The following is a 19,824-nucleotide window of genomic DNA, read 5'->3' as shown; positions in this document are numbered from 1 at the left end:
GCGAGTCACGCGATTGCAACAGGGGTCGCCGCAGGTTTTGGACAGGCGGGGCGCAACCTAGATGCGATGCTCGCCCTTGATCCACCGCACGGTGCCGCTGCTGGCGCGCATCACTACGCTTTCTGTCGTCATCTTCCCGCCGCGCAGGCGCTTGACCCCGTCGAGCAACGAGCCGTCGGTGACCCCGGTGGCGGCAAAAATGCAATCGCCACGCGCGAGCTCTTCAAGCTTGTAGATCCGGTCGAAGTCCTTGTCGGCGATGCCCCACTTGCGGGCCCGCGCTTTTTCGTCGTCGTTGCGGAATACCAGCCGGCCGTTGAACTGACCGCCGACGCAGCGCAGCGCCGCAGCTGCCAGCACACCTTCCGGGGCACCGCCCTGGCCCATGTACATATCAATAGTGGTATCCGGATCGGTCACTGCGATCACGCCTGCGACATCGCCGTCGCCGATCAGCACTACGCCGCATCCCAGGCTGCGCAGTTCGGCGATGAGTTCTCCGTGGCGCGGACGGTCGAGCACGCACACGATAATGTCACCTGGCTCCACGCCCTTGGCGGCAGCAACCGCCTTGACGTTCTCGGTCGGGCTCTTGGCGAGGTCGATGATGCCTTCGGGATAGCCGGGGCCGACCGCGAGCTTGTCCATATAGGTATCGGGCGCGTTGAGCAGGCAGCCTTCCTCGGCCGCGGCCAGCACCGCCAGCGCGTTGGGTCCGGCCTTGGCGGTGATCGTTGTGCCCTCGAGCGGGTCGAGCGCGATATCGATCTTCGGGCCCCGGCCCGGTGCACCACCGACCTTTTCACCGATATAAAGCATCGGCGCTTCGTCGCGCTCGCCCTCGCCGATCACGACGGTGCCGTCCATGTAGAGCTCGTCGAATGCCTTCCGCATCGCTTCGACCGCTGCAGCATCAGCTGCCTTCTCGTCGCCTCGCCCGACCAGCTTGCTGGCGGCGATCGCTGCGGCTTCGGTCACCCGGACCATCTCGAGTACGAGAACGCGGTCGAGAACGTGGGATGCGGAAGGTTTCGTCTTGTTCATGGCCAATTCAGTCCCGGAAGCGAGGTTTGGCGCCCGGTAGCCCAAGGAGCCCGCGATTGTCGAGCAGCGCGATGCCGGTTGTCCTCCTTGCGCTGATCGCAGCCGCGCCCGCAGCTGCGCAGGACAACGCGGTGGCCGTGCCAGCCGCGCAGCAAAACGTCACCGCGAAGCAAGCGATCGAGACCGCCAAGCAGGCCTACGGCCCGCCGACACCGCAGTCGCAAAAGGCCTGTCCAACGCCGAAGCCCGGCAGCCCGATCGTGGTGTGCGCGCAAGTCGAGGACCAGAGCCAATTCCGCGTCAAATCGAGCGCCGAGCTCGATCCGACCGGGGCCGGGGCGAAAGATGATATTCCGCGCGCGCCCGATCTCGCACCGCACTATCCCGGGCCGGTGGTCGCGCGCGGATGCTTCGTCCCGCCATGCCCGCCGCCGATGCCCAAGCTGATCGACCTCAAGGCGATCCCCGAAGCGCCGCCCGGATCAGACGCCGACCGCGTAGCACACGGGCTGGCCCCGACCGGGTACGAAGGACCGCCCGTCAAGCCAAAGCCCAAGAGCGATTCTGCTCGGAAAGGCGAGGGCCCTGGCGGCACCGAAGCGGATACAGCGAAGACCGGTCCGGATCGAGCTCCCGCGCCTGCCGGGCAGCCCGCCACTAGGCAGCCAGGATAGGCATCACCAACGGCCGGGCAGTCAGGCTCTCCGACCCTTCGAGCAAGCGTAGCGCTTCGGTAACGCAGCGCTCGGGCCCCTCGTGGACCACCATCGCCACCAGCACTTCGCCACCCTCTTCCTCGCGGCCCTGCTGGATCAGGCTTTCGATCGAAACGCCCGCGTCGCGCATTGCGGCGGTGATTTCCGCCAGAACGCCAGGCCGGTCAGCCACCGTGAAACGAATATAATTGCGTCCGCTACGCTCGCCGGCATCGGCAGGTTCGAGCGGTGCGAGTTCGCCGACCGGGACCGAGAATGCCGGGCCCGCTTCGCCGCGCGCGATATCGATCAAGTCGGCAACCACGGCGCTGGCGGTCGGTCCATCCCCCGCCCCTGCACCCTGGAACAGCAAGCGGCCGGAGAAATTGCCTTCGGCGACAACTGCGTTGGTCGGGCCGTCAACGTGCGCCAGAGGATGACCTTCGGGAACGAGGCACGGACGGACCCGCTGGAGCAGGCGGACCGACCCATCGCCGTTGCCCTCGATATCCGCCGTTCCGACCAGGCGGATCACGAACCCGAGATCGTCGGCGCGGGCAATATCGGCTGCCCGGACGCGGCTGATTCCTTCGGAAGCGACTTGCGCAAAGTCGAGCCGCGCGCCGAACGCGATCGCGGCCAGGATCGCGAGCTTGTGCGCGGCGTCGATCCCTTCGATGTCGAACGTCGGGTCCGCTTCCGCAAACCCGCGCGCCTGGGCTTCGGCCAGCACATCGGCAAAATCGGCACCGGTATCTTCCATCGTCGAGAGAATGAAATTGCACGTACCGTTGAGGATTCCCTGCACGCTTTCGATGGCGTTGGCCGCCGCGCCTTCGCGCAAGCCCTTGATCACCGGGATACCGCCGGCAACCGCTGCCTCGAACTTGAGCGGGATACCTGCGGCTTCGGCCGATTCGGCAAGCGACAGGCCGTGGTGAGCGATCATCGCCTTGTTCGCCGTCACTAGCGCCTTGCCTTCGCGGATCGCGTTGCGGGCGAGCGTCAGCGCGGGCCCGTCGGCACCGCCGACCAGCTCGACCACCGCCTCCACATCGCTGCGGGAGGCCATTGCGGTCATGTCGTCGCACCAGTCGAACGCCGACAGATCTACCCCGCGATCCTTGTCTCGATCGCGGGCACTGACCGCGACAACCTGCAACCGGCGACCAGCGCGCGCCGTAATCAACGCGGCATTGGCCTCCAACAGGCGAATCACGCCCGCGCCAACGGTCCCCAACCCGGCAAGCGCAATCCGCAGCGGTTCGGCCATGTCCGTCGTCTACTCCTGATTCGCGGTAGTCATGTGGCGCGCTCTAGGCGAGGCATCACCGCAGGGCCAAGATAGAGAAACTATCGACCCGCCAGCCTCAGCGGGTAGCGAGTGTGCGTTCGCACGGCCCGAGTTGCCGGATCACGAAGGCATAGTCGGCTACCGCCAGCTGGCGCGATGTCGCATCGCGGGTTAGGTTGGCTGCACCGGGCAACTGCTGCGGCAGGAAGCAGGCCAAGCGATACCACGCCAACGTATCACGCTGCGGCGGGCGCGCTGCCTGGTCGACGATCTCCGAATAGGAAACGCCCCAGACAGGGGCCATCCCGGGACGCCGGACAATCGAAATCGAAACCGGGTCGCCGCTCTGGGTCGAAAGGAACATCTGGGTTTCGGATTCGCCTACAAGGTTTCCGGGCACTGCCAGGACGTCGCGAACCCCGGTAACGACCGGCGGCGCGTCGGTAGCCGCCATCGCCGTAAGGATCGGGCGCAGGCGGGCTTCAAGGTCTGGCGTCCACGGCTGCTGCGCACCCGGCCCGACCAGTTGCAACTCGTCGGGGCGGCCCGGCACGGCACGCGCGAACAGGATGAACTCACGCTTCTTCAGCTTGGGTGCCTTGCCGCGCGGATCGAGCGGAACATCGACGAGGTACTTGACCGATTCGCCAAGCGGCGCGCTGCCTGAAATGAGCGCCAACGTGTCGGCCTCGACATACAGTCGAACCATCCCCGGCGCGACGCTCGGCGCGCGCTCGGGAGGCAGGGCAATCTGACCGCTAACCCGCACGTGAACCACCTCGGAAGCGGCGTCCGACAAGTCCGCCAAGTCGGCGTAAGTCAGCGTGGGCTCACTCGCAAATCCGCTTACCTGATCCTGAGCGACAACCGGATGGACCGCCGGAAGAAGGCTGGTCGCGATTACCGCAAGCGGAGTCATTCGCCTGACAAACGGACGGATCGGTCGAATCATCGGTTCCTCCAAATCGACCCGCGTAGCCGAGGCCGGAAACTGGATCGAATGCCACGCGTTGCAGACGAGAAGCGCTGAATCCGGGGTGAACCGATAAAGGGTTTGCTTGGGGGAGCCTAGATAGCTAAAGGTCCGGTCAGACCGGGAGAGGATACTCAACAACAAACCCGGCTGGCTGTTCCGGATCTTCGGGGATCCGGAGGCCGAGACAGGGCATCGCACCAGGTGTCCTGCAGGGTGGACAGCTATGAATTGATTGGGCGCAGGCTCTGCCCGCGTTGCCAATCGTGTTTTTGCCGGACCTAGTCCGGCCTGAGACTATGGAGTGATGCGACTGAATGGCCTACGCTGACCAACAGATGAGCGGCAGCAGAATTGTCGCGATTATCATCGTTGCGCTCATCCATATCGCTCTCGGCTACGCATTGGTCACCGGGCTCGCCTATTCGGCGGTCAAGAAGGCGATCGAGCGCGTGACGACGGTCGATATCAAGGAGCCGCCGCCGGAGAAGAAACCACCTCCGCCACCGCCGAAGCAGGATAATCCGCCGCCGCCGATCGTTGCCCCGCCGCCGCCAATCAACATTGCGCCGGCCCCGCCGCCGATCCAGACTCAGCCGACGATCCCGCCGCCGGCACCGCCCGTGCTGCGCGTGCCTCCGCCGGCACCACCGGCACCGCCTTCGCGGGCCCGTGGCGCATCGCCGGACAACCTCCAACGGTGGGCTGCTCGTATCCAAGGCGACTATCCGTCGGCTGCGCTCCGCCGCAATGAATCGGGGACGGTGACGATGCAGATCACCATCGGTGCGGATGGACGCGTCCAGGGCTGTAATGTGATTCGCAGTTCCGGTTCGAGCTCGCTCGACGACGCTGCCTGTCGCGGCATGCAGCGCTACGCACGCTACAATCCCGCGCTCAACGATGCCGGCGATCCTGTTTCGTCGACAACCAGCCAATCGATTCGCTACGTGCTGCCGGACTGATTTCCGCAGCGACGCCAAGATACAACTATCGTTCTGAAGAGGACTACTCGCTATGATTATCCAAATTCTTGCCGCCGCCGCTGAGGGCGCCGCACCCAAGACCCAGTTCGGCTTCCTCGAGGCCCTCCAGCAGGGCGGGCTGATCGCCTACTCGATCTTCAGCGTGCTGGTGATCATGTCGGTCGGATCGTTCTACATCCTGTTCACCAAGTGGTTCGAGCAGCAGAAGATCTTCAACCAGTACAAGACCGTCCGCACCACCTTCTGGCGTGCGCCCAACCTCAAGGAAGGTGCCGCCAAGCTGCCCAAGAACAGCGCGTGGCGCCAGGTGGTCGATGACGGCCTCGCTGCGGAAGACCAGCACGGCAAGATGACCGATAGCCTCGAAGCCCACGACTGGCTGCACGGCACGCTGGCGCGTTCGGAAGCCTCTATCAACTCGAAGCTCGCTGGCGGCCTGCCGTTCCTCGCGACCGTCGGCGCGACCGCTCCGTTCGTCGGCCTGCTCGGTACGGTTATCGGCATCTACCGCGCGCTGATCGCGATCGGCCTTGCCGGTTCGGCCTCGATCGACAAGGTCGCGGGCCCGGTCGGTGAAGCGCTGATCATGACCGCGATCGGTCTGCTCGTCGCGGTTCCTGCGGTGCTCGCCTACAACTGGCTGCAGAGCCGCAACAAGCGGATCGCCGAGATGATGTCGGGCTTCTCGACCGATATCCTCGCCAACATCAACTCGAAGGGTGCCGTCAAGCCGGCCATCGCCAGTGCGCCAGCCAAGGCTGCCCCGGCGAAGCCCGCCGGTGGCGTTCCGCCCAAGAACTGATGTCTTCATCCGTGTGGCCGAGCATTCTGTTCGGTCACACGGTTGCCACACCCGTGCGCGAAGTTTTGAGATAGGATAGAATTCCATGGCGATTTCGACAGGCGGAGGCGGTGCCGAAACACCGATGTCGGACATCAACACCACGCCGCTCGTGGACGTGATGCTGGTGCTCCTGATCATCTTCCTGATCGCGGTCCCGGTCGCGATCCAGACGATCGACAAGCTGCACATTCCGATCATGGTTTCGACCGAGTCCAAGAACAAGGTCGACAACCTGCTGCTTACTGTGACCACGACCGACGACAATGGACTCAGCGCTGGCCAGAAAGGCTACCAGGGCGCTTCGCGCAACGGCGAATGCCGGGTCTACTTCAACAACCTGACCCCGGTGACCTCGCAGGAGCTTTACGACGACGCTTTCAAGCGGCTCGACGCGATCGTGAAGCGCGTGGGCGGCCCGGCCGAGATGATGAAGAACCCGGACGAGATTCCGCAGGTCCAGATTCGCGGTGACGTCAACGCCCCGTGGCGCTGCATTGCCGGCACGATCTACAACGTGCAGGCGGCCGGTTACCCCACCGTCGGCTTCATCTCCAACCCGGTCGATCCCAACGGCTGATCGGGCTGGCGACACGTAATTCAGGAGTAATTTCTCATGGCAATGTCAGGCGGCAAGGACGACGGTTCGCCGATGATGGAGATGAACACGACGCCGCTTATCGACGTCATGCTCGTCCTGCTTATCATGTTCATTATCACGATCCCGGTGGCGACCCACTCGGTCAACATCGACCTGCCGGCACCCAATCCGAACCCACCGCCGCCCAACATGATCCAGCCGATCAAGAACAAGATCGTGCTGACGCCGGACAACCTGATCCTGTGGAACGGCACCCAGATCGATGGAAGCGAGTTGGTGCGCAACCTCGAGGCGACCAAGGCCATCGATCCCGCGCCCGAACTGCAGTACGAGCCTGATGCACAGGCGAGCTACGACCTCTCGGTGCGGGTGCTCAACATCATCAAGGCATCGGGCGTGACCAAGTTCGGCTTTGTCGGCAACGAAAAGTATCGGTCATTCGGCAAGTAACTGTACGCTGAAGGGCCTTGTGGCAAACTGATAGAGGGGCGGAGCGATCCGCCCCTTTTGCATGGTTCGTAAGGCCACTCACAGGCTAACTAGCTGTATGTCGAATCACACAAGCATCAGCCGCGAAATGCCCTCTGTCGCGGATTACCTCCGCCTCAGGCACGAGGCTGGTCTGAGCCCCTTCACTCCCGAGGCGGCCGCGGCAGGACTTGCGGGTACCATCGAAGCGGTTTTGGTTCGCGCCAACGGTGAGGCGATCGGGATGGGGCGGGTGATCGGCGACGGCGGGTTGTTTTTCCAGGTCGTCGATATCGCGGTCCTGCCCGAATTCCAGGGCCGCGGCTTAGGCAAACGGATCATGGCGGCGCTGATGGGGGCCCTCGCAGAGCGCATACCCTCACGCGCCTATGTAAGCCTGGTCGCCGACGGCGATGCGCAACACCTCTACGCGCAATACGGATTTGAATCGGTAGCGCCAAAGTCGCTCGGCATGGCGCGGTGGATCGATCCCGCTCAATCGGACTCGTCGCCTTCGACCTGAGGCTCGATCCGCATTGCGGCTGCGGCAAGGGTTTCCGCTTCCAGCAGCAGCTCTTCGTCGATCGAGCCTTGCGGCAGGCTCTCTCGCCCGATCATCGTCATCACCGGAACCGCCAGCGGGCTCACCCGATCGAGCTCGACATGGACCAGTTGATCCACCGCCCGGTCGAGCAGGTCGGCAAGCCGTGACACGTCGGTCAGCCGCGCACGGGCGTCGGCCCACGCCGCTTCGAGGAGGACGTGCTCGGGCTCATACTTGCGCAGCACGTCGTAGATCAGGTCGGTCGAGAACGTCACCTGCCTGCCAGTCTTGCGCTTGCCCGGATGCTGGCGTTCGACCAACCCGGAGATTACTGCGACTTCGCGAAACGCCCGGCGCAGCAAGTGCGATTCGGTCACCCAGTCGACGAATTCATGCGCGAGAATATCCGCCGAGAGCAGCGGCGCGGGATCGGCCACCGGGCGAAGGCCCCAGACGGCCAGCGAATAGTCGTTGGCGATGAACCCGCCGGGAGCCAGCCCTCGCTCCTCCATCCGCCGGGTGATAAGCATCCCCAGGCTCTGGTTCGCATTCCACCCTTCGAACGTATAGTAGACGCTGTAATGCTTCTTCGCGTGCGGGAAACTCTCGACCAGGAGTTTTCCGGGCCCCGGCATCTTGCTCCGCCAGTCCTGCACTTCGAGCCATTCGCGCACGTCGTCGGGGAACCGCCCCCAGCTTGCCCGATCAACCAGCATTTCCTGCACGCGTCCGGCAAGGTGCGTGGTAAACGGCAGCCGCAAGCCCGTGTAACTCGGGATCGTTGCCGCAGTCTTGCCCGCACGTACCTGCAGTTCCATGTCCCTTAGCTGTTCGACCTCGAGTGTCATCCCGGCAAACCGGAAGGTATCGCCCGGTCGCAAGGCGGCGGCGAACCGCTCCTCGACCTTGCCGAGCGACCTTCCGTTGCGAAAGCGGACATCGATCATTTCCGAATCGACGATGATCCCGGCATTCATCCGGTGGCGCGTGGCGTGCTCGGGGTGCGCCAATCGCCACCGCGCTTCGCCACTCTCGTTCGCCGGCTCGCGCACGATCCGGTGGAATTTGTCGTAGGCCTTCAGTGCATAGCCGCCGGTTGCCACGAAGTTCAGCACACGCTGCCAGCCCTCCGCATCGATCGATGAATAGGGAAGGCTCGAGCGCACTTCCGCCAGCAGCGCATCTTCCCCGAACGGTCCAGCGCAGGCACAGGCCATCACATGCTGGGCGAGCACGTCGAGCCCGCCGGGGCGGAAATCCTCGCCATCGCGCTGACCGTTGTCGACCGCATCCTTCGCAGCAGTCGCTTCGAGGAATTCGAACCGGTTGCCGGGCACGAGGATCGCGCGGCTGGGCTGGTCCAGCCGGTGATTGGCGCGCCCGATCCGCTGCAGCAGGCGGCTCGATCCCTTCGGCGCTCCCATCTGCACCACGCAGTCGATGTCGCCCCAATCGACCCCCAGATCGAGGCTGGCAGTCGCGACCAGCGCGCGCAGTTCACCCCTCGCCATTGCCCCTTCGACCTTGCGCCGCGCCTCCTTGCTGAGCGACCCGTGGTGGATCCCGATCGGCAGGTTGTCCTCGTTCGCATCCCACAGAAGCTCGAACACGTATTCGGCGAGGAAGCGCGTGTTGGTGAACACCAGTGTGGTGCGGTTGCGGCGGATTTGCTCGTAGAGTTGCGGTATCGCCCAACGACCCGCGTGCCCGCCCCACGGTACCCGCTCCTCGATCGGCAGGAGGATCTCGACCTCGGGTGCCGCACCCCTCTCGCCTTCCACCAGCGTCACGCTGTCGAGATCGCCCCACGGCGCGAGCCATGCACGGAAGCCCTCCTGATCCGCAACCGTGGCGGAAAGCGCCGCGCGCTGCATCTGCGGCGCGATCGCTTGTAGCCGGGTGAGAGCAAGCGCCAGCAGGTCACCGCGTTTGCCGGTCGCGAACGCATGGACCTCGTCGATCACCACCCGCCTAAGCCCGGCGAACAGCGTGAAGCTGTCGGGGTAACTCAGCAAAAGCGAGAGCGATTCGGGCGTGGTCAGCAGGACATGCGGCGGACGGACGCGCTGGCGCTTTTTGCGATCGGATGGCGTATCGCCGCTTCGCGTTTCAACCCTGATCGGCAGGCCGATCTCTTCGATCGGCGCAACGAGGTTGCGCTGGACGTCATGCGCCAGCGCCTTCAAGGGCGAGACGTAGAGCGTGTGGATTCCTTCCGGCGGTGCCGACCCGCCCAATCGCGAAGGACAAAAATCCGCCAACGTGGGCACGAACCCGGCAAGCGTCTTGCCGGCCCCGGTGTCGGCCACCAGCAGCGCGTGCTGGCCGGAATCGCTCGCCGCGAGCATCTCGGCCTGGTGTCGCCGCACCCGCCAGCCACGCGCCGAAAACCAGTCGGCCAGTTCGGGAGGGAGCGGATCGGTCTGCGCCATTCCTGCAGGAAAAGCATGGCAACGGCGAAACCTCCAGCCCAATCGGGCTTGCGGGCGCGGCCAAGAAAAAGGCCCGACTGGAAATCCAGCCGGGCCGTAAAGTCTGGGAGAGGATGCCTGAAAGGCAGGCTATTTGTGCATTGCACAAGTTCATTTCGCAACTGCAAAAAACGCCAGCCCCCGGTGCGAAATATGCAACAGAGCTAATATGCGTTTTATTTCAGTGCCCCAGGTAAACGCGCTCGTTCGAAAACACGCCTAGTTGTCGTTGCCGTCGGATTGTCCCGCTGCGCTTTTCGCCGCGCGATCCTCGTCCGCCGTCTCCATGCCGGCCTTGAGCTTCGCTTGGCTGAGACCAGTCAATTCCGACAGTCGTGCCCGATCCGCAGCGGACAGGTCGTTCCAGGTCCGCATCGGCGGCAACTTGGCAGTCGCCGCTTTCACTTCCTGCTCCATGCTGGCAAACGAGCCGAGCATTTGCGGCAGCGACTTCATCATCGCGCTGAGGAAGCGCGGGTCGCTCGCGATCGTCATCGACTTGCGGGCGAAGGCCTGTCCGCTTTCGGTCGAGAAGAACGCCCCGATATCGGTCAGCTGCGCGGAATCGAAATCGGCGGCGTAGACCTCGGCCATGGCCTTGCGCATTGTCGGTTCGATCGCCGACATGGCCTTTGTCAGCGCACCCTGGATGGCATCCATCTGCACCTTGCGGCGCTCCTGCCACGCCGGGTCGAGCAATGCAGAAGCCTCTGCCGCCTGCTGCTTGTCGAGCGCGAGGTCCGAACCCATCGCGCCAATCTGCCTAGCGACCTCGGCGCTCGAAGGCTGCTCGATCTTGCTCATGATCGGCCCGAGGATCTTGTTGAACATCGATCCCATGACCTCGCCATAGGTCCCGGGCGGGATCATCTTGTCGACCACTTGCTGCGCGAGCGGCACGCGGGCTTCCTGTTCAGGCGTGAGCGGCTCCGCCTTGAACATCGCCCCGAGCATTTCCATCGCTTTCTCGGGCGACTTGGCTTCGTCGGCTGTTGCAGTCGAATCCTGCGCCCGCAGCGGTTGCGCGGCCAGAACAAGCGAAGCTGCGCCCATTGCGATCATCGCCTTGCGAAACATGTCTTTCTCCCCAATTCGCCCGTGCTCAGTGCCCGGCTTGCGCTCCGCGTTCGAGACCGGACAGCTTCAGCTGTTCGTCGATCTGCGCCACCAACCGGTCGAGCCCGGCCTGATCGTCGCTTTCGGCCCGCGCGACGAGTACGTCCTGTGTGTTCGATGCGCGCAGCAGCCACCAACCGTCGTCGGTGGTGACCCGCACCCCGTCGGTCCCGTCGACCTGGGCATCGCTGTTCGCCAACCGCGCCTTGACCTCATCGATCGCGGCAAACTTGCGGGTCTCGTCGACCTGGAAGCGCATCTCGGGCGTGTTGACCATCGCCGGCATTTCTCCGCGCAACTGCGTGACCGATTTGCCCAGCCGCGCCGAAGCCGCGATCAGTCTGATCGCCGCGTAGAGTGCGTCGTCGTAACCGTAGTATTCGTCGGCGAAAAACACGTGTCCGCTCATTTCGCCGGCGAGCGGCGCGGAAACTTCCTTCATTTTGGATTTAATCAGGCTGTGCCCGGTCTTCCACATCACCGGCTTGCCGCCGTGCTTCGCAACATGGTCGAACAGTGAGCGGCTCGCCTTCACATCGGCGATCACCGTCGCGCCGGGACGCCTTGCAAGCAGGTCTTCGGCGTAGATCATCAACAGCTGGTCGCCCCAGATCACCCGGCCTTCACCGTCGATCGCTCCGATCCGGTCGCCGTCGCCATCGAAAGCCACTCCGAAATCGAGGGACTTTGCGGAGACGAGCCTTTGCAAATCCTCAAGGTTGGCCGGGACAGTTGGATCGGGATGATGATTGGGAAACGAACCGTCGACCTCGGTGTAGAGAAGGTGGTGCTCCCCCGGGAGCCGGGCGGCAAGCGCCTCGAGCGCGGGGCCAGCCGCACCGTTGCCCGCGTCCCAGCCGATCCGAAGAGCAGACAGCCGATCGTCGCCAATCCCGGAGAGCCCGTCGAGCAGGCGCTCGATATAGGGCTCGAGCACCTCGCGGCTCTCGACCTCGCCGGTCCCGTCGCGCCAATGCCCGCTGGCAGCAAGACGGCCGATCGCAAGGATATCCTCGCCAAAGAACGGCCGTCCCATGAATACCATCTTGAAGCCATTGTAATTGGCGGGATTGTGGCTGCCAGTTATCTGAATGCCGCCATGCACATCTTCAGCTGACGCTTCGGCGTAGTAGAGCATCGGGGTCGCTGCGAGGCCGATCCGCACCACGTCGCACCCGCTCGCGGTCAGCCCTTCGATCAGCGCCGATTCGAGCATCGGCGAACTGACCCGCCCATCGTAACCCACCGCAACCTTCTTGCCGCCCGCCTGCCGCAGCATCGTGGCGAACCCGCGCCCGATCGCGCGGGCATCGTCGGGCCCAAGCGTTTCGCCGATGATCCCGCGAATGTCGTATTCGCGAAGCACGGTGGGATCGAACGTGTGGCTCACTTTACACCCTTCCTTAGCTTGCCCGGTCGGGCAGTTCGGCCAGCAGCAGGTCGCGTGCGGCATTGGCTTCGTGGACCTGCTCGCTGGTCCCCCCGCGATCGGGATGCACCACTGCGATCAGCCTTCGATGGGCTTCGATGATCTGCGTGTGCCCGGCATCTGCCGACACCCCGAGCAGCTTGCGCGCACGAAACAGCGCCTGCTGCCGCGTCGGTTGCTCACCCAGATAGTACCACGGCCATCGCCCCAGGATCATGCGGCAGGCAAATGACAGGATTGCGGCAACGAGCAGCAGGCGGATCATGACGCCTTACTGCCAGCAGCGTCAGGCAAACGCCAGTTCGGGTTCGCGCTTTGCGGGCATCGGCAGGTTGAGCGAGGCGACCAGTTCGCGCAGTTCCTGCCGCGCCACCAGATGGCTGGTGCCAAGTTCGCCCAGGTGCCCCTTGTCGAGCAAGGTCAGCCCCGAGGGGAACAGCTCGCGATAGATCACGCGTTCCGAGAGGCCTTGCGCCACGCGGAAACCGACTCGCTTCGAGAGTTCCTTCAGCGCCTGTTCGATGCGGGCCATGTTGCGCGCCTCTATGTGGCCGGTGCGGTTGCGCACCACCACCCAGTCCATTTCGCGCCGCCCCTGCTCGAGCTGGGCGCGGCCGCGCTTGATCCGCGCCTCCCAGATCAGCTCGGCGTAGAACGATAGCCGCCGGACCTTGAAGGTCTCGGCATCGACCTGTCCGATCAGGTCGAAATCGACGAAGCTGTCGTTGAGCGGCGTCACCAGCGTATCGGCCTCGGTCGCTGCATGGCGGGCGAGCGGATCGTCGCGTCCGGGAGTGTCGAACACCACGAAGTCGACGCCTTCGCCGATTTCGGAAACGTTCGCCTCCAGCTCTGCCGGATCGCTGCTGTCGAGCACGTCGAAGCGCGCAGTCGGCAGCTCGATCCCGCGCCGCGCCGCGGTTTCCTTGCGGTTCTCGAAATAGCGGTAGAGCGTGCGCTGGCGCGGATCGAGGTCGATCGCTGCCACCCGCGCCCCGCGATAGGCCAGCGCCACCGCGATATGCACGGCCGTGGTCGACTTGCCCGTGCCGCCCTTCTCGTTCGCGAAGACTATGCGGTGAGGGGCGGCGTGCGGCACAGCGATGGTTCCTGTAACTTGCAATTGTCTGCGAACGCCTTGCCGCGCTAGGGCACAGGCGAGCAATCACCCGGTAGTATCCAAGGCACCGACCCCATGCAAACCGTGACTACGCGCAAGATGTTGAGAACAGCGGTCGATGAACTGCGCGCTGCAGGGCGCACGCTCGCACTGGTGCCGACGATGGGGGCGCTGCACGAAGGGCACCTGTCGCTGGTCCGCGAGGCGCAAACCCGCGCCGATGCAGTGGCGGTGTCGATCTTCGTCAATCCGGCCCAGTTCGGACCCAACGAGGACCTTGACGCCTATCCGCGCCGGATGGCGGAAGATTCCGCTTTGCTGGTGGCCGAAGGGGTCGACCTGCTATGGGCCCCCACGGTCGATGAGATGTATCCCGCGGGCTACGCCACCAACATCTCGGTTTCAGGTGTCAGCGAAGGGCTTTGCGGCGCGGCGCGGCCGGGTCATTTCGATGGCGTGGCGACGGTGGTGTGCAAGCTGTTCAACCAGGTGCGGCCCGATTTCGCGCTGTTCGGCGAGAAGGACTGGCAGCAACTGGCAGTGATCCGCGCGATGGCGCGCGATCTCGACCTGACGCAGCCTTCAGTCGAGTGCATTCTTGGCGTGCCCACCGTGCGCGAGGCGGACGGGCTCGCGCTGTCGAGCCGCAACCAGTATTTGTCGCAGCAGGAGCGCGCCGATGCCGCTGCTCTGCCGCAGGCGATGCGCGATGCGATCGCGGCGCTCAAGGCCGGCAGCGCGGTGGGTGCGACGCTCGCTGCGCTCGAAGCGCACCTGCTGCAAGCCGGGTTCGACTCGGTCGACTATGCCGAACTGGCCGATGCGGTGTCGCTGAAGCCGCTCGAAACGCTTGGCGAGGGTCCCATGCGCCTGCTCGTCGCAGCGCGAATCGGTGGGACCCGGCTGATCGACAACATGGCGGTTTGACATGCCGCCAGTTGTGAACCTCGGGCCACTGGCGCTGGCCAGTGATCGGCTGCTTGCCGTCGGGCTGATGATCGCATTCGTCGCTGCACTCGACTGGTTGGCCGGACGACGTTCGCCGGGCGGAGCGACCTTGACCAGCACCTTAGTGCTCCTCCTCGGGGTGGCTGCGGCACGGTTGGCGTATGTCCTCGGACACGTGGGCGCGTTCGCTGCCGATCCCGCCTCGACAATAGCCCTGTGGGAAGGGGGCTTTGCCGCATGGGCCGGGTTCCTCGCTGCGTCCGCCGTGCTTGCCTGGAGATTGCGTCCCGCGCGACTGCGCTTTCGGGGCCTCGCGCTTCTGGCGCTCGCAGCGGCGTTATGGTTCGTGGGCATTGCTCTGCTCACTCCGCCTCCCAAGCCAATGCCTGCGTTGCCTGCCCTGACCGATGTCACCGGGAAGCCGGTTTCACCCGCCGACTTGCATGGAAAGCCCTATGTGCTGAACCTGTGGGCAACGTGGTGCCCGCCGTGCCGCCGCGAACTTCCGATGCTTGCGGCGCAGGCAAGGGACAATGCTGTTCCGATACTGCTGGTGAACGAGGGGGAGGACAAGGCGACAGCTATTCGCTTCCTCGCTCAGAACCATGTTGCGCCAGACCACATCGTGCTCGACAGCGATGCCGGATTGGCGCGTTCGCTTGGCGCATCCGGCTTGCCGGTCTCATTGTTTGTCGATGCCAAGGGCCGAATTGCCATTGGCCATTTCGGACAAATCTCACGCGCCGCTGTCGAGGATGGTATCGCGCAGATCGAAAAGTAGGGAATTGGAGCGGGTAAGGGGAATCGAACCCCTCTAGCCAGCTTGGAAGGCTGGAGCATTACCACTATGCTATACCCGCTCGGGCCGCAGGCGCTTGCCACGCCGATCGCGCCTTCGTCAACATGTCTTGTGATGTCGGCTCAGTCGCCCTCGAAATCGATCAGCGCGTCGACTTCGACCCCCGCCTCGCGCAACCGCGCAGCGCCGCCGAGGTCGGGCAAGTCGATCACGAACAGGGCGCGGTCGACAACGGCTCCTGCTTGGCGCAGCAACTTCGCGGCGGCAAGCGCGGTGCCACCGGTCGCGATCAGGTCGTCGACGATCGCAATCCGCTGCCCGGGGCGGATCGCGCCCGGATCGATCTCGAGCCGGTCGGTGCCGTACTCGAGCGCATAGTCGACCCCGATCGTTTCCACCGGCAACTTGCCCGGCTTGCGCACCGGGATGAATCCAAGCCCCAGCTCGATCGCCACTGCGGCGCCGAAGATGAACCCGCGCGCTTCCATTCCGGCTATTGCCTCGGCCCCGTTGTTGCGCGCCGCTTCGGCCAGGTGACCGACTGCTGCGCGCAGGCCCTCGCCGTGCGAAATCAGCGTAGTGATGTCGCGGAACATGATCCCCGGCTCGGGGAAATCGGGCACCGTACGCACGAGGCCGCGCAGCTCGGCGGGAGTCATCGCATTCCCCTCGAATCAAGCGCCCCTCGCATCGCAGGGATGGAGGGGCGCTGGTGTCCGGTCATCGAAGGCTCGCTCAGGCAGCGGGCTTTTTCTTCTTCGGCTTGATCGCCGCCCACACCTGGTTCTTCGCCATGTACGCGAGGATCGTCGCGAACAGAAGGAAGCCGAGAACCGGCCAGCCGGTCTGGGTGCGCTTCACCTTCTTGGGTTCGGCGGTCCATTCGAGAAATGCCGAGACGTCCGTCGCCATCTGGTTGATGGTCGGCTTGGGCTGGCCCTCGGCATAAGTCACCTGGCCTTCGGCAACCAGCGGCGGCGGCATCGCGATCGCCAATGCTGCGAAGTACGGGTTGTAGTGGCCGGTCGGCGGCACCTTGAAGTCGGGGAACTGCTTCTTGAGTGCTGCCGGCTCGTCCTCGAACCCGGTCAGGATCGCATGGATGTAGGCCGGGCCGCCGTGACGCGCCTTGGCGATCAACGAAAGATCCGGCGGGATCGCGTTGTTGTTCGCCGCCTTGGCCGCAACGTCGTTGGGATAGGGCGACGGGAAGTAATCGGTCGGCAGGCCCGGGCGGGTAGTCGCTTCACCGGTGTTCGGATCGACGCCGGGCACCTGGAAACCGGCCGCGATCGCCTTCACTTCCGCTTTGGAGTAGCCGAGTTCGGCCAGATCGCGGAAGGCAACGAACTTGAGGCTGTGGCACGCCGAGCAGACTTCCTTGTAAACCTGGAAGCCGCGCTGCAGCTGGGCGTAGTCCCATGTGCCGAACGGCCCGTCCGACTGCAGGTGGAGCGGCTCGGGGTGTTTGTGGAAGAACTGTTCCGGGGTCGGCTCGGTAAACTGGCCGTACTCGCTGACCACCGGGGCCACGTTGATCACGCCGTTGACGAAGGCCCACAGCACAGAGAGGCTGAAGAACAGGCCGGCGAAGATTCCGATAAGGCGAACCATGATTTGCGCTTTCCCTTGAACCTGTCGCTTACTTCGTCGTCTCGGCGCTGGCGCCGAGTTGCGCCGCCGTGTCGCTGCCCAGCACCGACTCGGTGATCGAATATGGCAGCGGCTCGGGCTTCTCGACCATCGAAACGATCGGCAGAATCACGAGGAAGTGGAGGAAATAGTATGCCGTCGCCAGCTGGCTGAGCATGACATAGGGCTCTTCCGCCGGGGCGCCGCCGCAATAGAACAGCACCGCCATCGCCGGGATCAGCCCGAACCAGAAGAACTTACGGAACAGAGGGCGATAGTGGCCCGATCGAACCGGACCCTTGTCGAGCCAAGGCAGGAAGAACCACAGGAGGATCGAGCTGAACATTGCCATCACGCCCATCAGCTTGGCCGGGATCAGGCCGAAGAAGATGTCCGCAGTGAACGCGCGCAGGATCGCGTAGAACGGCCAGAAATACCATTCGGGCACAATGTGCGCCGGGGTCGCGATCGGGTTCGCCTCGATGTAGTTGTCCGGGTGGCCGAGATAGTTCGGCAGGAAGAACACCATCGCGAAATAGGCGATGAGGAACACACCGAGCCCGAACCCGTCCTTCGCCGTGTAATACGGGTGGAACGGGATCGTGTCGCTTTCATCCTTCACTTCGACGCCGGTCGGGTTCGACGAACCCGGAATGTGCAGCGCCCAGATGTGGAGGATGACCACCGCGGCAATCACGAACGGCAGCAGGAAGTGCAGCGAGAAGAAGCGGTTGAGCGCGGCATCGCCCGGAGCGTAGCCGCCGAGCAGCCAGATCTGGATCGATTCGCCGACAACCGGGATCGCCCCGAACAGGCCGGTGATCACCTTCGCGCCCCAGAAGCTCATCTGGCCCCATGGCAACACGTAGCCCATGAACGCGGTCGCCATCATCAGCAGGAAGATCACCACGCCGAGTAGCCAGATCAGCTCGCGCGGGGCCTTGTATGACGAATAGTAGAACCCGCGGAAGATATGCAGGTAGACCACCACGAAGAACGCGCTGGCGCCGTTGGCGTGCATATAGCGCAGCATCCAGCCCCAGTTGATGTCGCGCATGATGTGCTCGGTCGAAGCGAAGGCCTCGTTCGCGCTCGAGTGGTAGTGCATCGCCAGCACCACGCCGGTGACGATCTGCAACACGAGGCAGAACCCGGCGAGTACGCCGAAATTCCACATGTAGTTGAGATTGCGCGGAACCGGGTAGCCGCCGCCTATCGAGGAATAGACAAGCCGCGGCAACGGCAGCTTCTCGTCCAGATACCGCATGAACGGGTGCTTGGGTTCGTATTGCTTGGCCCAGGGAAAGCTCATCGTCGTCGTTCTCTCTTGTGCCTTAGCCGACCTTCACGACAGAGTCGGAAGTGAACGCGTAATCGGGAACCTCGAGGTTCTTAGGTGCGGGGCCTTTGCGGATCCGCGCGGCGGTATCGTACTGCGAGCCGTGGCAGGGGCAGAAATAGCCGCCGTATTCACCGCGGTTCTGGTCGGGCGTGATGCCCTGCGGGGTGCACCCCAGGTGGGTGCACACGCCCATCGTAATGAGCCATTCGGTCTTGCCGGGCTTGGTCCGCTCTTCGAGCGTCTGCGGGTCGCGCAGCGAACTGAGCGGCACGGCGTCGGCCTCGGCGATTTCCTTCGGGGTGAGCTTGCGCACGAACAGCGGCTGCGAGCGGAACAGCGCGGTAATGCCTGAACCCGCTTCGATCTTCGAAATATCGACTTCTGTCGTGCTGGCCGCCAGCACGTCCGCGCTCGGCGACATCTGGCTGATCAGCGGCAGCAGCGCGATCACGCCGCCGGTACCTGCAGCGGCCACCGCCGCAACATTGATGAAGTCGCGCCGCCGGACCCCGTCTTCACCGGATTCGGCGATGTCGGGAGTTGCAGCCCCAGTCGTGTCAGCCATTAGCTGTGCCTTGCCCTTACGCAGCGCCCCGCGCAGGACGCGCGAAGCTTTAATTTCAACGGACCGGCCGCGACCAGAAGGTTAGTCCCTGTTTCGCGGTTCACTCACACGCCACCATCAGGCAGCCTGCAAGTGCCGGTTCGGCCAGTCGTGTAGCTTCCCTTGCGCGGGTTGCCAACCGCCATTGTGGCTAATTTTAGACAGATGCGTCGAGCCCGATCAGCGACAACTGGCGGCCATAGTCCGGTTCACCGCGATGGGTGGACCGGCGGAATGAGTAGAATGCGTCCGCGTCGGCGTATGTGTCCAGTCCCAGCCACATTGCCCGGCCAACTCCGCACGCCTCGAGCCGGGCCAACGCGTATCCGGGCAAGTCGAATTGCCAGTGCCCGGCGCGTGCGGGAGCGAAGAACCGCTCGTCGCCCTCGGCAAACTGCGCGCGGAAGCCTTCATCGACCTCGTAGCTCGGCTGCGCGATGCACGGCCCGATCGCCGCTGCAATCCGGCCACGATCCGCGCCAAGCGCCTCCATCGCTTCGACGGTCGCTTCGAGCACGCCGCTGTGCGCGCCGCGCCATCCCGCATGCGCGGCACCGATCACGCCAGCCGTCATGTCAGCGAACAGAACCGGAGCGCAATCGGCGGTAAGGATACTCAGCAGCACCCCGTGCCGACGCGTGACAAATCCATCGGCGTGCGGACGCGAATCGTCGCCCCAAGAATTATCGAGCGTGACGACTTCGGCGGAATGAACCTGGTGCAGTCCGACCAAAGTCGCCCCCGGCAACACTGCGTTTGCCGCGCGGCGGCGGTTCTCCGCCAGTGCGGCTGGATCGTCATCCGCCCCGAAGCCGCAATTGAGCCCGGCAATGACGCCGGTCGAAACGCCCCCGCGCCGGGTCATGAAGCCGTGCGGGACACCTTCCAGGTCAGGGCTGGTGAGTGCTTCGACCAAG

General features: G+C 64.3%; 21 protein-coding genes and 1 tRNA gene. 8 read left to right on the top strand and 14 right to left on the bottom strand.

Annotated elements, in window-relative coordinates; all coding sequences use genetic code 11:
* Positions 1 to 57: 57 nt before the first annotated feature.
* Positions 58 to 1,044 carry a class II fructose-bisphosphatase gene (glpX, locus tag CJO11_RS09280; RefSeq protein WP_095012459.1) on the bottom strand — a complete coding sequence of 329 codons (987 nt, stop codon included), beginning with the start codon at positions 1,042 to 1,044 and terminating at the stop codon, positions 58 to 60.
* A gap of 56 nt (positions 1,045 to 1,100) precedes the next feature.
* Between glpX and CJO11_RS09275 the strand changes: the two genes are divergently transcribed.
* Entirely contained in the window at positions 1,101 to 1,718 is a 618-nt protein-coding gene (locus CJO11_RS09275; protein ID WP_095012458.1) for a hypothetical protein, read from the top strand.
* On the opposite strand, the gene CJO11_RS09270 is transcribed toward CJO11_RS09275, so the two are convergent.
* Together CJO11_RS09270 and CJO11_RS09265 are read right to left on the bottom strand one after the other, a co-directional pair.
* Positions 1,702 to 3,012 carry a homoserine dehydrogenase gene (locus tag CJO11_RS09270; RefSeq protein ID WP_095012457.1) on the bottom strand — a complete coding sequence of 437 codons (1,311 nt, stop codon included), beginning with the start codon at positions 3,010 to 3,012 and terminating at the stop codon, positions 1,702 to 1,704. The genes CJO11_RS09275 and CJO11_RS09270 overlap by 17 nt on opposite strands.
* A gap of 97 nt (positions 3,013 to 3,109) precedes the next feature.
* The gene (locus CJO11_RS09265) at positions 3,110 to 3,985 is read right to left on the bottom strand and encodes a hypothetical protein (protein ID WP_240504407.1); all 876 of its coding nucleotides are present in this window, start codon (positions 3,983 to 3,985) and stop codon (positions 3,110 to 3,112) included.
* Between the two features lie 359 nt (positions 3,986 to 4,344).
* Here CJO11_RS09265 and CJO11_RS09260 point away from each other — a divergent pair, with 359 nt between their 5' ends.
* The 5 genes from CJO11_RS09260 to CJO11_RS09240 all read left to right on the top strand — a co-directional run bounded on the left by CJO11_RS09260 (position 4,345) and on the right by CJO11_RS09240 (position 7,425).
* On the top strand, positions 4,345 to 4,971 hold the full coding sequence (locus CJO11_RS09260) for an energy transducer TonB (protein ID WP_240504405.1): 627 nt from the start codon (positions 4,345 to 4,347) through the stop codon (positions 4,969 to 4,971).
* A gap of 52 nt (positions 4,972 to 5,023) precedes the next feature.
* Entirely contained in the window at positions 5,024 to 5,794 is a 771-nt protein-coding gene (locus CJO11_RS09255) for a MotA/TolQ/ExbB proton channel family protein (RefSeq protein WP_095012454.1), read from the top strand.
* Between the two features lie 85 nt (positions 5,795 to 5,879).
* Positions 5,880 to 6,413, top strand: a complete 534-nt coding sequence (locus CJO11_RS09250) for an ExbD/TolR family protein (RefSeq protein ID WP_205651053.1) — start codon at positions 5,880 to 5,882, stop codon at positions 6,411 to 6,413.
* A 36-nt stretch (positions 6,414 to 6,449) separates the two neighbouring features.
* Positions 6,450 to 6,884, top strand: coding sequence for an ExbD/TolR family protein (locus CJO11_RS09245; RefSeq protein ID WP_095012453.1), 435 nt, complete (start codon positions 6,450 to 6,452; stop codon positions 6,882 to 6,884).
* 97 nt (positions 6,885 to 6,981) lie between these two features.
* Positions 6,982 to 7,425, top strand: coding sequence for a GNAT family N-acetyltransferase (locus CJO11_RS09240; protein WP_095012452.1), 444 nt, complete (start codon positions 6,982 to 6,984; stop codon positions 7,423 to 7,425).
* Here CJO11_RS09240 and CJO11_RS09235 read toward each other — a convergent pair.
* The 5 genes from CJO11_RS09235 to CJO11_RS09215 form a co-directional block, all read right to left on the bottom strand.
* Entirely contained in the window at positions 7,398 to 9,878 is a 2,481-nt protein-coding gene (locus CJO11_RS09235) for a ligase-associated DNA damage response DEXH box helicase (RefSeq protein ID WP_095012451.1), read from the bottom strand. The two genes, CJO11_RS09240 and CJO11_RS09235, sit on opposite strands and share 28 nt — an antisense overlap.
* A 258-nt stretch (positions 9,879 to 10,136) precedes the next feature.
* Complete coding sequence (locus CJO11_RS09230) at positions 10,137 to 10,994, bottom strand: DUF2059 domain-containing protein (protein WP_095012450.1); 858 nt, start codon at positions 10,992 to 10,994, stop codon at positions 10,137 to 10,139.
* 25 nt (positions 10,995 to 11,019) lie between these two features.
* The gene (pgmG, locus tag CJO11_RS09225; RefSeq protein ID WP_095012449.1) at positions 11,020 to 12,423 is read right to left on the bottom strand and encodes a phosphoglucomutase/phosphomannomutase PgmG; all 1,404 of its coding nucleotides are present in this window, start codon (positions 12,421 to 12,423) and stop codon (positions 11,020 to 11,022) included.
* A 13-nt stretch (positions 12,424 to 12,436) separates the two neighbouring features.
* Positions 12,437 to 12,727, bottom strand: coding sequence for a J domain-containing protein (locus CJO11_RS09220; RefSeq protein WP_095012448.1), 291 nt, complete (start codon positions 12,725 to 12,727; stop codon positions 12,437 to 12,439).
* Positions 12,728 to 12,748: 21 nt separating this feature from the next.
* Positions 12,749 to 13,561 (bottom strand): division plane positioning ATPase MipZ, encoded by an 813-nt coding sequence (locus tag CJO11_RS09215; RefSeq protein WP_095012447.1) that lies wholly within the window; start codon positions 13,559 to 13,561, stop codon positions 12,749 to 12,751.
* A 96-nt stretch (positions 13,562 to 13,657) separates the two neighbouring features.
* Between CJO11_RS09215 and panC the strand changes: the two genes are divergently transcribed.
* Entirely contained in the window at positions 13,658 to 14,509 is an 852-nt protein-coding gene (gene panC, locus CJO11_RS09210) for a pantoate--beta-alanine ligase (RefSeq protein ID WP_095012446.1), read from the top strand.
* 1 nt (position 14,510) lies between these two features.
* The gene (locus tag CJO11_RS09205; protein ID WP_095012445.1) at positions 14,511 to 15,311 is read left to right on the top strand and encodes a TlpA disulfide reductase family protein; all 801 of its coding nucleotides are present in this window, start codon (positions 14,511 to 14,513) and stop codon (positions 15,309 to 15,311) included.
* Positions 15,312 to 15,316: 5 nt separating this feature from the next.
* On the opposite strand, the gene CJO11_RS09200 is transcribed toward CJO11_RS09205, so the two are convergent.
* From CJO11_RS09200 to pgeF, 6 genes are all read right to left on the bottom strand, one after another.
* A tRNA-Gly gene (locus tag CJO11_RS09200) sits at positions 15,317 to 15,390 on the bottom strand.
* A gap of 61 nt (positions 15,391 to 15,451) precedes the next feature.
* Positions 15,452 to 15,988 (bottom strand): adenine phosphoribosyltransferase, encoded by a 537-nt coding sequence (locus tag CJO11_RS09195; RefSeq protein WP_095012444.1) that lies wholly within the window; start codon positions 15,986 to 15,988, stop codon positions 15,452 to 15,454.
* 76 nt (positions 15,989 to 16,064) lie between these two features.
* Positions 16,065 to 16,943 (bottom strand): cytochrome c1, encoded by an 879-nt coding sequence (locus tag CJO11_RS09190; protein WP_095012443.1) that lies wholly within the window; start codon positions 16,941 to 16,943, stop codon positions 16,065 to 16,067.
* A gap of 28 nt (positions 16,944 to 16,971) precedes the next feature.
* Positions 16,972 to 18,273 carry a cytochrome b gene (locus CJO11_RS09185; protein WP_095012442.1) on the bottom strand — a complete coding sequence of 434 codons (1,302 nt, stop codon included), beginning with the start codon at positions 18,271 to 18,273 and terminating at the stop codon, positions 16,972 to 16,974.
* A 22-nt stretch (positions 18,274 to 18,295) separates the two neighbouring features.
* On the bottom strand, positions 18,296 to 18,868 hold the full coding sequence (petA, locus tag CJO11_RS09180; RefSeq protein WP_169829169.1) for a ubiquinol-cytochrome c reductase iron-sulfur subunit: 573 nt from the start codon (positions 18,866 to 18,868) through the stop codon (positions 18,296 to 18,298).
* 196 nt (positions 18,869 to 19,064) lie between these two features.
* The gene (gene pgeF / locus CJO11_RS09175) at positions 19,065 to 19,772 is read right to left on the bottom strand and encodes a peptidoglycan editing factor PgeF (protein ID WP_240504612.1); all 708 of its coding nucleotides are present in this window, start codon (positions 19,770 to 19,772) and stop codon (positions 19,065 to 19,067) included.
* Positions 19,773 to 19,824: the final 52 nt, after the last annotated feature.

The sequence above is a fragment of the Tsuneonella mangrovi genome (assembly GCF_002269345.1).
In the GTDB taxonomy this organism is placed as follows: Bacteria; Pseudomonadota; Alphaproteobacteria; order Sphingomonadales; family Sphingomonadaceae; genus Tsuneonella; species Tsuneonella mangrovi.
This window is presented reverse-complemented; position numbering and strand designations above follow the sequence as displayed.